The 12,483-nt window shown below is 65.0% G+C and carries 12 protein-coding genes and 1 tRNA gene; 1 reads left to right on the top strand and 12 read right to left on the bottom strand.

From position 1 onward, the window contains the following. Window positions 1-4 precede the first annotated feature (4 nt). From JMV16_RS01860 to JMV16_RS01805, 12 genes are all read right to left on the bottom strand, one after another. Window positions 5-166, bottom strand: coding sequence for a hypothetical protein (locus tag JMV16_RS01860; RefSeq protein ID WP_201492445.1), 162 nt, complete (start codon window positions 164-166; stop codon window positions 5-7). A 208-nt stretch (window positions 167-374) separates the two neighbouring features. Further along, window positions 375-773: a single-stranded DNA-binding protein gene (locus JMV16_RS01855; RefSeq protein WP_201492444.1), complete on the bottom strand. Its 399-nt coding sequence runs from the start codon at window positions 771-773 to the stop codon at window positions 375-377. Window positions 774-912: 139 nt separating this feature from the next. After that, window positions 913-1,515 (bottom strand): hypothetical protein, encoded by a 603-nt coding sequence (locus JMV16_RS01850; protein ID WP_201492443.1) that lies wholly within the window; start codon window positions 1,513-1,515, stop codon window positions 913-915. A gap of 186 nt (window positions 1,516-1,701) precedes the next feature. After that, window positions 1,702-1,995 (bottom strand): hypothetical protein, encoded by a 294-nt coding sequence (locus JMV16_RS01845; protein WP_201492442.1) that lies wholly within the window; start codon window positions 1,993-1,995, stop codon window positions 1,702-1,704. A 304-nt stretch (window positions 1,996-2,299) separates the two neighbouring features. After that, window positions 2,300-2,836, bottom strand: a complete 537-nt coding sequence (locus JMV16_RS01840) for a hypothetical protein (protein ID WP_201492441.1) — start codon at window positions 2,834-2,836, stop codon at window positions 2,300-2,302. A gap of 187 nt (window positions 2,837-3,023) precedes the next feature. After that, the gene (locus JMV16_RS01835; RefSeq protein ID WP_201492440.1) at window positions 3,024-4,103 is read right to left on the bottom strand and encodes a PFL_4669 family integrating conjugative element protein; all 1,080 of its coding nucleotides are present in this window, start codon (window positions 4,101-4,103) and stop codon (window positions 3,024-3,026) included. 313 nt (window positions 4,104-4,416) lie between these two features. Next, on the bottom strand, window positions 4,417-6,087 hold the full coding sequence (locus JMV16_RS01830; protein ID WP_201492439.1) for a hypothetical protein: 1,671 nt from the start codon (window positions 6,085-6,087) through the stop codon (window positions 4,417-4,419). Between the two features lie 123 nt (window positions 6,088-6,210). Then, on the bottom strand, window positions 6,211-6,810 hold the full coding sequence (locus JMV16_RS01825) for a hypothetical protein (protein ID WP_201492438.1): 600 nt from the start codon (window positions 6,808-6,810) through the stop codon (window positions 6,211-6,213). A 37-nt stretch (window positions 6,811-6,847) separates the two neighbouring features. Continuing rightward, the gene (locus JMV16_RS01820; RefSeq protein ID WP_201492437.1) at window positions 6,848-7,516 is read right to left on the bottom strand and encodes an STY4526/YPO1902 family pathogenicity island replication protein; all 669 of its coding nucleotides are present in this window, start codon (window positions 7,514-7,516) and stop codon (window positions 6,848-6,850) included. Beyond that, window positions 7,513-9,435 (bottom strand): hypothetical protein, encoded by a 1,923-nt coding sequence (locus JMV16_RS01815; RefSeq protein WP_201492436.1) that lies wholly within the window; start codon window positions 9,433-9,435, stop codon window positions 7,513-7,515. The genes JMV16_RS01820 and JMV16_RS01815 overlap by 4 nt, the downstream gene beginning before the upstream one ends. Next, the gene (locus JMV16_RS01810; RefSeq protein ID WP_201492435.1) at window positions 9,432-10,331 is read right to left on the bottom strand and encodes a ParA family protein; all 900 of its coding nucleotides are present in this window, start codon (window positions 10,329-10,331) and stop codon (window positions 9,432-9,434) included. Before JMV16_RS01810 ends, JMV16_RS01815 begins: the two co-directional genes overlap by 4 nt. Before the next feature lie 141 nt (window positions 10,332-10,472). Beyond that, window positions 10,473-10,549 (bottom strand) — tRNA-Asn (locus JMV16_RS01805). Window positions 10,550-10,679: 130 nt separating this feature from the next. Here JMV16_RS01805 and JMV16_RS01800 point away from each other — a divergent pair. Further along, window positions 10,680-12,044, top strand: coding sequence for a tyrosine-type recombinase/integrase (locus JMV16_RS01800; protein WP_201492434.1), 1,365 nt, complete (start codon window positions 10,680-10,682; stop codon window positions 12,042-12,044). Window positions 12,045-12,483: the final 439 nt, after the last annotated feature.

Here is a 12,483-nt window from a genome sequence, read left to right as displayed (position 1 = left end):
GGATTCAGGGGGCCGGCCTGCCGCTATCGGCCAGGCCGGAGGGGAGGGTGTCGGGGACCACCTTGCCGTCGATCCACACCGTGCCGTCGTTGCGCGTCTCGATCAGCATCTCGCCGAAGCGATGGCGCCAGAGCTGGCGACTGAGCACGTCGCTGTCCGTGGGCAAGGCAGCCGGGCTTGGGCCGGATGCGGGCAAAGTTGTTGACGCAGTCCTCGGGTCGGTCAGACCCGGTCCGGATGTCTGGCTCATGCAGCCTCCAGAGCTGGCGTGGCATCGGCTTGCGGCCGCGAGCGCGCCGCCGCACCCAACCCTGGATCTCAGCGCCGAAATGGCGCGTCCAGATCAAAGGCGGGCCGGCCGGGCGCCGCGGCCGTCAGGCGTCGGCCGCCTCGCGCTCGCGCCGCGACGGCGTGAAGACCAAGCTGTCGATGCGGTAGGGCACCAGAGCCACCGACTCGGCAGTCAGCCGCAGGCCGGCGTGATGCACGTTGTCGGAGTCCTCGTACTCGTTGAGGTGCATCTCGCCCTCGACCACCACCCGCGCACCCTTGCGGAAGTGCTGCAGCACGACGGCGCCCAGCGACTCGCTCCAGATCGTCACGTCGACCGCTGTGCTGCGTTCGTCGTCCTGTTCCCAGCGGTCACCGACCTTGCGGTTCACGTCGGCGAACACCCTGAGTTCGACCAGCGCGCGCGGTTCGCCGTTGGCGACCACCGTGCGGCCCTCGGGGTTCTTGGTCAGATTACCCGTGACCTTGGCCCATATTCCCATGATTGCGACTCCAGTTTGGTTTGCATTCCACTGTGAATCGCCAGCCTGTATACCGCGCAGTTGTATTGATCAGTTGAAGAGAAGGCGCGGGGTCGAAAAGAGATTTCTGATATTGTTTTCCGCAGGCTTGAACTTGCGTTCAACCAGCGATCAGGATGTTGTTCGGGAACCAGCGATGCGCGTGGCGCTTGCCATGCCTCATCAGTTCATGCAGCCCTCTGCTTGGCCAGTAGTCGAAGAAGCTGGGCTGGCCCGGCGTGTATCGGTCTCGCAGGAAGGCATTCACCTCTGCCGCTCGGGCGCCGGCGGCACGCAGGCGGCGTCTCAGGCGCGTGCGCGACATCACTGGCCGCTCGTCGAGCAGATAGCCCAGGTCGGTGATCGTGGCGTTGTCGGGATACTGGGGCCGCAGCCAACCCGGAATCCGGCCCTGGCCCGTGAGGTTGCAGGTGAGCGGAGGTCGACGTGGGTCGATCCAGTCGACGCGGAAGACCGTACCACCGAAGCCCCAGTCGACACCCAGGTCATGGCGGACGAAGTGCTTGCCCTTGGAGATGACGGAGTGTCCATCCTGGCACGCCAGGAGGTTCAGCCAGTAGGTGCGATGGGAACTGAGCGCGGCGGCCTTGTGCTCCTCGATTTCGGCCTCGCTGACGCCTTCCGCGCGGAAGGCCTCGACCTGCACCCAGCCCGCTTCGTCGTCGGCTCTGGTGTACGCATCGTGATAGTAGAACTGCTTCATCGTCAGGCAGTGCCGGACTTCGAGAGTATTCGTGTTCAGGTGAATCTCGATAGACTCAATCGAATTAGTCACGTCACGTTTCCTTCGGCTGTTGGCAGCGTGCATATTCGGAAAGCCAGAAATGGAAACTGCTGAGGCAGAGAAATAAATGAAAGCCCGGCCGACCCGCAGTCAGCCGAAAGAGAATTAGGCCAAGGTCGCCGGCCCACGTCCCTTGTGCGTGCCCAGCGCCTTGTCGCAGTCCTTCATCAGCTTGATCTGCAACAGGCGCCACTGGTGGCGCGTCATGCCACCCCTGGAATAGATGCGCGCGAGTTGGTGGTCGGGAATCCAGATGATGGATTCCGCCATCAATTGCGGATCGTCGAGATCGGCCAGCTGCACGATCTCGAAATAGCGGTAATAAACCGCATACACCGTGAGCGCCAGACCGAGCACAGCCAAAACCAGGGTGCTTGATTCCATGGGCATGAGATTCATGATCATTCCTCGGATTGAAAGATAGTTTAAGACAGATTCCACGTCAGTCGGATGAAAACCGCGTCTCTAGCGCAGCCAGTCGATTTCTCAGCGCTTCCTGACTGACATAGAAATCACGCAGAACAGATCCCGTATTTTCCCAAGGCCCGCACAGTCTCCGATAACGCATGCCATTCGCTTTGGCACGCCTAGCAGGATATACCTTCACGATCGCCCTGACACCCTTGTCGGGGCTGCGATCCATATCCCAGTGCTGGTGTGACATCGAAGACCTCTTCCTGTCAACCGACTCAATACTCGGCCGTCAGCGGCTGAGTTCCGCCGCACCCCTGATATCCCCTGTGGCCTTGACTGCCGCAGTCGAGGATTTACTCCGAGGCCTGCCGCCGCCCACACCACGCCCGATCGAACCCCTGTAACTCTGGGCCGTGCGTGGCCCCACAGAAATCACCCGACACACCGTCTTCAGCTCGTACCTCAGCGCCTGCTCACGGTGATTGAGAATCTGCGCCACTTCCTCGGCCCGCCGATACCACTGCGCCAGGCCCGGGGCCATGTCCGCCAGCAGCGGTTCGATCACCGGCCAGGTCGCATGGTCCTTGTTCTTCATGCGCCAGCGCAGCTGACTCGCATCGCGCAGCCGATAAACGTACAAGGCGAACTGTCGGCCATCGATGGACCGCGACTCGGTCGACAACTGGGCCATCTCCGCGTAGACCTCGGCCAACCGCGCCTGCGTGTCATCCCGCCATTGCGCCAGCGTTCCGCCCTTACCCTTTAAGGGCCCTTTGAGGTCAAACACCTGTTTGACAACACCCATGTCATCGACGGTCGTCTTCACGAAGTCACCCCTGTTTCAGGAATCCACACCCAGCAACTGGACCAGCGCACTGCTTCACCACTGCGACAGGTCTCTACCTAAGCCCTTTTCACTCCCATGCCAGCCTTGAAGCTCTCTGCGTACGAGGCGGCGGGCCACTGGCACACCCCTGGCGCACGCACTTCAAGGCTGGGTCCGCCGCACCAGCCTATACCAGCGCAGCTGTCGCAGCTTCCAACGCCTGGTCGGCGCCGGCCAGCGGCACCGCGTCCAGCAGGCGCAGTTCCTCTTCCGACAGGTCCAGCCTCCGGCGCGAATGGCGCGGCATCACCTGGCCGTTGAACACCTCCCGCGGAAGCTCGCCGAACAAGGCCACCGCCGCCTGGACACGCTTGCGTGCCTCCTCGTCGGCCGTCGGCAGCCAGTCCAACCGCGTCAGCGGGCGCATCTCCTCGCGCAGCAGATATCGCTGAAACCAGATCACCCGCTCGAAGATGCTGCGGCAGCGGCGGGTCTGGGTATAAACCTCGGCATACCCTTCCTTGTCCGACAGCATGTCCTTGCGCACCATCGTCTTGATCACACGCACGTAGTAATCGAAGGTCGAAACCAGGTTCACGACCGAATACCCATATGGCGACCGAAAACCAAGACCCACCCGCACCGGCGGATCGGCCTTGAGGACCGAATACGTCAGGCCGCGCTTCTTCAACTGCCCCAGCCGGTCTTCCATCTCCGTGATGGCCTTTTCCAGCTCCCGGACCAGGGTCGATATTCTCGACGCAGCCTCGATCAGGGCAAAGTCGGCATAGGGATTGTCGTTGCCCGACAGATACCAGACCGCCCGCAGGGCCGCTCCGACTTTCTTGGCACCGGATTGGCCATAACCTTGGCGACCGGGCTCGACGGTACGTCCCATGAATAGCCTGGAAGATTCCCGCGTATGCAACAGCATCGCGTCCTCTTCCTCATTCGTGAGATTTCCCAGCGTGAAATTAATGATCGACGCCTCGGTCGAACCGACCTCGGCATCAGCGCCGCCGCGCTTGGCATGCTGGTTTTGCATGCTGCGCAGCAATTCCTCGCGCCGCTCCAGCTCCAGATACCGCGGATACCTGGCATCGATCGTCACCTTGTCGAAATCGTCCAACTCCACCAAGTCCTTCAGCGCGATGCGCTCGGCCTCGATGTCGTACTTGTCCGGGAACGGCGAACCGGCGCTGATCGGAAACGGTGGCGGGGATTTGGCGGCCGATTTACCGCCTGCCGCCGATTTGGTGGTGGCCATCAGGTTACTCCTTGGGCAAAGGTTGAGAAAGCACGCGCAGGTGATCCGGCGCGCGGTGGTGAAGACGGATTGAGGGGAATTCGTGGATCGCTGAGAGTCCAAACCGCGCGAACTAGGCGGAGGGGCTGTTTCGCCCGATCCCGCCTAGCATCTGGAGACGCCATGCTCGATTCGGCTTTCGGTTGATCAATCGCAACTGTGGTGGGTTCGCGGTGGACAGTTGGTCGGGCGACATGGACCGAAGGACCGTCGAACGTGTCAGTCTGTAACTGTCCAGCGGCTGGACAGTTACAACTTCCGAGGGCCCACGTGCTCACGCCACCCTCCGCTTGACGATCTCATCGCGGGCCCTCATCGCGCGCTTTCTCGCCTCTTCGGCCTCGGGGCTGAGTGCGGCCTTGGTCTGCTGGGCACGCACTCGTGCTTCTTCCTGTCGGCGCATTTCATCGGCCACGGACTGCAGGCGGGCGCTGGCTACCCGGTGAGCGCCGTCGGGCGCGAATTCGCCCCTGCGGGCCCTGGTGGCCAGGGCGCGGGCAAGAGCCACCGGCGAGCGGATCGGCTTGCCCGACTCGCGCATCCAGTCGATCTCGTCGAGCACGCTTTGCTGTATCGACCGATCCAGCCCATGCAGGTGCTGCTGGGCCATGGCCTGGTCAGTCTCGGCGAAAAGCTTGGGCCAGATCAGCGGGCTTGGTGGCGTGCTGCTTCGGGCCGCCACCATTGCCGGTGCCTGCACCGGCCGGTATTCCATCTTGATGGCTGCATAGAACCCACCCCCACCCCAGGTGCCGAGGCTGGGTGGGAATGGGCGATCAGACGGCACTGGCTCCGGGCCGCGCGCCCGCGCTTCCTGTCGTGGTGGGTGTAATGAATCCTGTAATCCAAGAGGGTAAAGGCGGGATTGGGCGATCACTGTCGGCAGGATCGGGCGATCCGTATCGGCAGGATCGGGCGATTGGCTGGGTGGGATCGGGCGATGCCCAAATCCACCTTGCTGTTTCGCCCGATCCAACCTATAGGGGCGTTCTGGGTGTCCAGAGTGGTCGGCATCCCTGTCGCCGTCCATCCGGCCCGCCTCGGCCTCCTCGAAGAACACCGGGGACTTGGACGACTGGCGCAGCACGTCGGCCAGGGCACGCAGGTTCACCGCGAGGTCCACGCGGCGAGGGAAGTTGTGCCGGCGCTCGACCAGCACGCCGGCCTCGCGAAGATTGCGCCGGGCGGTCTGCCACTGATCGCGCGACAGGCCGGTCTCGCCGCGCCACTCGTCGCGGTGCAGGGTCACCAGGCGCGTACAGCCGCCAGGCACGCGCGCCGCCGTCTGGAGCAGCATCTGTGGCTCCAACGAGGGCATGCGGGCCCCGGCCAGCAGCCGCGAGCACATCATGGCCGAGTTCAGCGGAAGCACCCGAGCCAGTGCTCCATGGAACAGGAAGGCCCGGCCGACCAGTTCGTCGGCGGCCGGGTTGCGGCTGTCGCGGAATTGCTCCAGGTCCATGCCGTCGATCTCAAGCTCGGCACGCTCGGCCAGCATCAGGCTCAGGGCGCCGAGCTTGAGCCGGAACTCCAGACGGGCAGGCATGAGCTGCTTGCGTTCCTCCATTACGCCCATGCCCAGCAAGGTATTGCGGGCCCGGCGCTGGACCTTCCAGGACATGCCGGTCTCAATCTCCCACTCGCGGGCGGTCTTGAATACCCAGCCGTCACGGTCCAGCACGTCGACGCCGCGGCGAGTCCAATAGATCAGCTGGCAGAGCAGCACGCCGGCTGCCGCGTCGCGCACGATGCCCATCACGCGCGTCGCGATGGCGATCGATCTCGAGCGAACGCCCGGGGCGGCGAGCGGTCCGCGTGCCGTCTCGCCCGCGCCCGGTGACGGCGCAGCAGCTCTAGGCCACTTCGGCGCCTTGGCGCGCTGCCGCGCGCTCGGATCGGGTGAATCGAATGCGGCCCCGACTTGGGCGGCGGCCGCGCCTGACATGTCCGGCTCAGGTTCGCCGGGGAGCCGACGCCCGAACTCGGGCATCCGAAGGCCGGAGCCGGTCGAAGCGGGTTTGCGGAATGGGACCACGAGGTTCCGGGAGGCTTGCTGTCTTCGGCGTCCTCAAAGGCCCTGGCCGTCGCGCAGTCGCTGCCAGGCGTCGTTCCTCAATTCGTCTCTCACGCGGGCGACCTCGGCCGCGAAGACACTGGGAACGAAGGCGATCTCGGTCACGATCTCGTGCTCGACAAGATCGAAGCCCCGGCGCTCCTCGATGAGGCCGCGCTCGCGCAGCGTCTCGCGGGCTGCCATCCAGTCGTTCTCGGCCAGACCGGAGAAATTCACCCAGGTCTGCACCGGTTGGCGTACCCAGCCTGAGCCGGTGTCTGCATAGGTCCGCTCGCTCCACTTCGCGACCAGAAAGAGCAGATGCGCCGGAGCCAGGCTACCGGCGACGGCCACGTACAGCACCGGCACGGAATAGATTTCTTCGCACTCCATCGCGTCCAGACGTTCGTCCACGTAGCGGGCCACGGTGCTTCGCTCGTGGGCCTTGCGGCGGCGCGCAATGGCCAGCTCGTCGGTGGCGGCCGGCCGGGGGCTGCGGCGCACCCTCACGGGGCTCGTGCTAGGCATTGCCGGCGCTCGCTCGGCGCTCACAGCAGTCGTGCTCGACGCCTCAGCTAGGGTGCGAGGGGCGTTCTCGACGGGCAGAGTGGCCATGGTGCTTCCTCGAAGTCGCTACTGAATTCGGACTCGCTCAGGCGGTGGCCTGGTTGCCGAGTCCGCGGCTCGTGAGCGGCCAGGCCGGGCCCACGTCGACCAGTGGACGGGGCGGGCGAATGACCGTCTCCAGCGTGGCCATGGACAGGTCTTGAAACTGCTGGTGAAGCCGCCACAGCGCCTCACGCTCACCGTGCCCTTGCTTCTCGAGGTCACGCCAGACGGACTCGATTTCGCCGCGCACGACCTCGTCGGGAATGCGCGGCCGGCCACCGGTGGCCGCGCCGGGCGCGATCAGCTTGCGCAGGCGGCGCACATCGTCCGACGACACGCCGAACAGCCGCGACACCAGGGTTGGCGAGGCGCCCGCACGGATGAAGCCTTCGTACATCTGGCGATCCGTTCTTGCACGCTCCAGGCTGTTCATCTGCTGTCGTACCGCAGCGCCGTCGACACCCACCGACAGGCCGCAGCAGGAGGAGGCGAAGCGCATCGCGTCGGCCATCGACATGGACCGCAGCTTGTCGATCAGCTCCGGCGTGAAGCCGCAGGCGACCAGCGCGGCCAGCGTCTGCTGGTCGGACTCGTCGAAGGACACGATCAGACGCGTGAGCAGGAAGAGGCGGGTGGCGGGATCGCGCACGGGCAGGAGCACGCCGCGGGCGCCTCCCGCCGACAGGGAACCGGAGGCGGGTAGGGCGCTCACGACTGGCCTCCCCAGGCTTGGCGGAGTTCGAGCATTCGGCGCCACCGCTCGGGGCGCTGGTCTAGCAATGCCACGGCGGCTTCCTCCACGTCGCGCAGGGCCTGCATGGCCTCGCGCATTTGGCCCGGCGTGAGCCGGTGCATCAGCATCTCGTCGAGTTCGGGCGCCGACTGCTCGATGTCGGTGCCATGCAGGGGACTGGTGGCTTCGGACTCGACCGAGTAGTGGCGGAAGAACCGGCTGTCGTGATCGATGTAGGGCACGCAGCCGTCGCGGAACTGCCCGGTCATCAGCACAAGGCTCCACCAGACGACCGTCTTCACGGCTCTCGCGCCATGCTCAGGACTGCCAGGTGCGACCTTGCGGCGTGCATGGATGGTCGGGTCCGGCATCTCGATGAAGAAGCCCAAGGGCATCTCATCGCGATAGCGGAGCGTGTCCTGCAGGCCGGCCACGAAGAGGAGGCGCTCGACCGTTGTGTGCAGGAACTGCAATGGGTCCGCGTCGCCTTGCACGCCGTCGAAAAGCGGGCCGGCGACGCTGGGCTTGGGTGCCGCGGCGGGCGTGCGTGTGGCCGGCAGGCCGGCTGCCGGATCGACGTCTGCGGGTGGAGATGGCGCGCGCCTCGTGGCTGGCGGGTTGACGCCGGCGCCACGAACCTGGCCCGGGCCCAGCGGCAGCGCGGCCTGGAGGGCCGGTGCGGCGGCATTGGGCTTCTCGGCTTCTGGCGCCAGGGAGGCATCGGCGGTGGACTCTCTCTCGCCGGGCCCGCCTGCGATGAGATTGGGAGACGGCATGCGCAGCTCGACGAGCGTTAACTCCGGTGACAGCTTGAGCAGGCTGAGCATCTGGCGAATGCTGGACACTGGCTCGGAGACCCTGTAGGCGAACGCGGCCTCGATCTGGTCGCACAGCTCAGCGGCGTCAAAGGCGACTGCGATGTCCCCATTGGCATGCGACCCAGCGACGATTGCCAAGGTTGGTCTGACGACTTCAGACCAGAAGGCAGCTTCGTCAATGCCAAACTTGCTGGCTAGCTTGCATAGGGCATTTGTCTTCGGCTGGATGTGGTCTTGTACGCCTCTAAAGGTCAGGGCTTGCAGCTTTTCGCCCAGCTCAGAAAGTCCCGAAACCGCAAACCTCCACAGCGAAATATCTGACTTGTTGGCACGGAGTCCGCGGGCATTAAGTGCGTCCGCCTGGTTCCGCAGCGACATCGGCTTCGCCGAGGTCGAAGCAGCACGCGCTTCACCTTCGATCTGATCCAGGAGATCCACCATGCCCTTGGCGATCTCCCAGAACTTCATGTCACCACGGTTCAGGTTCTCGCCCAGGTGCTGGGCAAGCAGCCGTGCGTCGCTCTCGTAGGGCTGGTAGATGCAGTTGACCCAGCGGTAGCGCTCGTTCTGGGTGGTCCGCCACAGCTCCTGCAGGATGCGCAGTGTGGTGTTCGAGCCAGCGGCCAGCATGTAGCGGTCGCCGTCGCGGCGACGGGTAACCACCAACGCATCGTGGAAGCCGCCGGCGCGGATGCTGACCTCGATGTCCTCGACCTTCTCGTTCGCGAAGAGCCGAGGGTTGAGGTCGAAGCAGTCGATGTCCGTGACTTCGAGCAGCATCGGCCCGGGGATATCCTTGACGGACAGGTTCACCGCCGAAGGCGTGGTGTCACCGACAAGGTAACTCGCGCGCATCGCCGCAGCCTCGCGCTCGGACTTGTTGGGCTGCCGTTCGGTCGCGGTGCGAGCAAAGGGAGCCACTTCGGCAGGCTTGAGGGCGTTCATGCTGACCTTCGTTCCTGCGCGGCGGGCGGCGCGCTTCGTGTCCATTTCCTCGGCCACCTTCATGTTGGCCATGGCCTGGGCGGCGGGGATGCTGATGGGCAACCCGAGGGGCTTGGGGTTCTTCGGGGCGGTCACGGCTGTACCCCCTGGCGCGCGGCCGGGCCCGATTCCGTCGGGCGGGTGCCGAACACTTCGTCGGGATTGCCCTGCAGCCGACCGGCGAAATTGCCGTAGAGATCGGGCATCAGCTCCCAGACGATGCGGTGCATGACCTCGTAGCCCGAGGGATAGCGGGCACCGCTGCGGTCGTTGACCGTGTGGACCGGGACACGAGCCGTGAATGCGTCCTTGTAGGCGACTGCATTCGGGATCATGGTGTCCAGGATGGTCACCCGGTCGCGCTCGCCGAACTCGCTGCGCAGTGCCGAGAGCAGCGACTTGGCGTTGCGGGAGTAGTCGTAGCGGCAGATGACGGCCTGGATGGGCGCCAGCTCGGCGCGCGGCTCGTTCTCGTCGTGCTCCAGGCGCTGCAGGACGCGCAGCGTGCCACTGCGGAACTCGCGGATGCTGGGCGTGTCGGGCGGCAGCGGCGAGATCAGGGTGTCGGCCGCGAAGGCGGCCGCGGTTTGCAGGGGGCCGATGGCGCCCTGGGTGTCGATCAGGACGTAGTCGTAGTGATCGCGGACGTAGGGGTTGTTGAGCGCCCTCGCCAGGCGCACTCTGCGGTCATCGCGACCGTGCAGCCAGTGCTGCAGCTGGGCCTCGCCGTCGTTGGACCGTATGAGGTCGAGGTTGGCGATCGACGTCCGGGAGATCGACAGGTGCGTGACCGTGCCGCCCGTGACTACCTCGACCAGGCCCTGTGGGGCCTCGTAGCCGAGGTCAAAGTATTTGGTCAGGCTGGGCTGCGGGTCGGCGTCGACGAGCAGGGTGCGGGCACCCATGTCGGCGAGCAATCCACCAATGTTTGCGAGCAGCGTCGTCTTGCCGACGCCACCTTTGCTGTTCAGAGCCGCGAAAGTCCGTATCACTGCTTCCTCCGATCCGTGAAACACGGTGCGTGGAGGTGCAGGAGGCGCTTGCTACGCCATCAAAGAACTCGCGAATTCCCCAAGACATTAGGTGCCTTTGCGGGGCCCGCATGCACATGCATGCGAGCCCCTGTACACCTATGGCTCCCCGACCTGGGCTCGAACCAGGGACCTACGGATTAACAGTCCTTGAACTCTACAGACTCTGGTTTACAGGACACTTTGCGGTGACTACGTAAGCTGTTGATTTGATTAGATTAAACGTTAGGCATCGCGGTTCGCCGTCTCTTGACGTCTCACGGCATCTCTGCCAATCTTGCCGCATAACGGCAACGTAAAGGCAACGGGATGGCCACTGGCAGCAGACTGACCGCACTGGCCATCGACCGCGCTAAGCCCGGGGCCGACGACTACTACCTCAGCGACAACGACGGCACCCGTGGCGGCGGCCGCCTTGTGCTGCGGGTGTCCAGCACTGGTTCCAAGCTCTGGTACTACCGTTACTCCATCGACGGGGCCAGGAAGGTCATCCCACTGTGCCCGTTCACCGCGAAGCCCATGGAAGGGCGCTACACGCTGGAGCAGGCCCGTGAGCGTGCACGCGCGCTTTCGGCCCTCCACCGGGCCGAAGGAAGCCGCGATGTGGCCGCCCATCTCGACGCCGCCGAGAGCGCCCGCCAGGCCGAGGCCCGCAGCCGTGTGCAGCAGGCCGAAAGCCAACGCCTGGAGCAGATGCTGGCAACCGACTACACCGTCAGCGCGCTTTGCGATTGGTACGTCAAGCACCTGCAGCAGGCCGGCAAGGTCTCCGCCACGGACGTGCGCACGATCTTCAGCAAGAACGTCAAGGGCACGGAATGGGCCGTCTTGCCGGCGCGTGACCTCACCAGCAAGCAGGTGGCCGCGCTAGTCCGCGGCGTGGTCGATAGCGGACGCGGGCGCACGGCCGCCAAGCTGCGCGCGTACCTGCACGCGGCCTACGCGCTGGCGCTGAAGGCCGAGCTTGACGCCACCGCGCCGGAGGAACTTACGCGCTTCGGCATAGAAGCCAACCCCGTGGCCAACACGGCGGCGTTGTCGGCCTTCAGCCGGGCCCGCGAGCGCGCCCTCAGTGGCGCCGAACTGGGCGCGCTCTGGCGTTACCTCACCGAAAAGCCGCTGACCGACGCGCCCCTTGCGCACTGCGCCATCGCTCTGGTCATTTTGTTGGGAGGCCAGCGCACCACCCAGCTACTGCGGGCGAAGTTGCAAGACTTCAACCCTGACAGCAACACCCTGGTGCTGCACGACCCGAAGGGCCGCAGACAGCAGCCGCGCAAGCATGTGCTGCCGCTGGAAGGTGACGCGCTGGCCATTGTCAAGGCGCTGGTGGCCCGTGCGGCAGGCAAGCAGTCCACTGCTTTGTTTGCGCACGGGAAGTCGGCCACCGTCACCAAGACGGTCAGCGATGCCGGGGCCGAAATCGTCCGCGCGTTGCTCGACGCGGGCGACATCACGGCGGCCTTCCAGGTGCGTGATTTGCGGCGCACCGCGGAGACCATGATGGCCGCGCTGGGCGTGGGCAAGGATGTGCGGGCGCAGGTTCAGTCGCACGGCCTGGGGGGCGTGCAGGACCGCCACTACGACCGGCACGACTACATGCAAGAGAAGCGGGCCGCGCTGGCGCAGTTCACGGCGCACGTCGCGAGCCTGGCCGCCGCCGAGCCGTCCTAGCCAGCGGCCATGCAGGGCGCCAGGGGCGCGCAAACGCCCGCGTTGCACCCCCCTGGCCCCTGCAGCTGGGCTATTCGCGCAGCCTGGGCCTTCCTAGGCCCCTCGCCGGGCCTTTTGAGTTCCGACCAGCCGTGCACGCCCGGGCACCACCACCACCCGGTCGGGCCAGGAGCTGTGCCCGACCTTGTTGGCCTCGCCGCCCAGCCTGGTGGCCCCGTCTACAAAGTGCTTCTCGATTACAAACTCGCGCGTGTCTCAGACCCCTCAAAGAACGCCCTCAAACACTTCACTCCACACCACCACGGGAGCGTTCCCCAACCCTATAGGAGATATATATAGGAACTGTTAAATATGGGGTATACCCTACCATCTCAATATATATCCCCCTCCTACTACATAGAGAAAGAAGTGTTGAAGGAGTGAAGAGCGTGAAAATGGT

Source organism: Rubrivivax sp. A210, from assembly GCF_904426505.1.
Lineage (GTDB): Bacteria > Pseudomonadota > Gammaproteobacteria > Burkholderiales > Burkholderiaceae_C > Rubrivivax.
The sequence above is the reverse complement of the archived record's forward strand: the minus strand, read 5'-3'. Positions and strand labels throughout refer to the sequence as shown.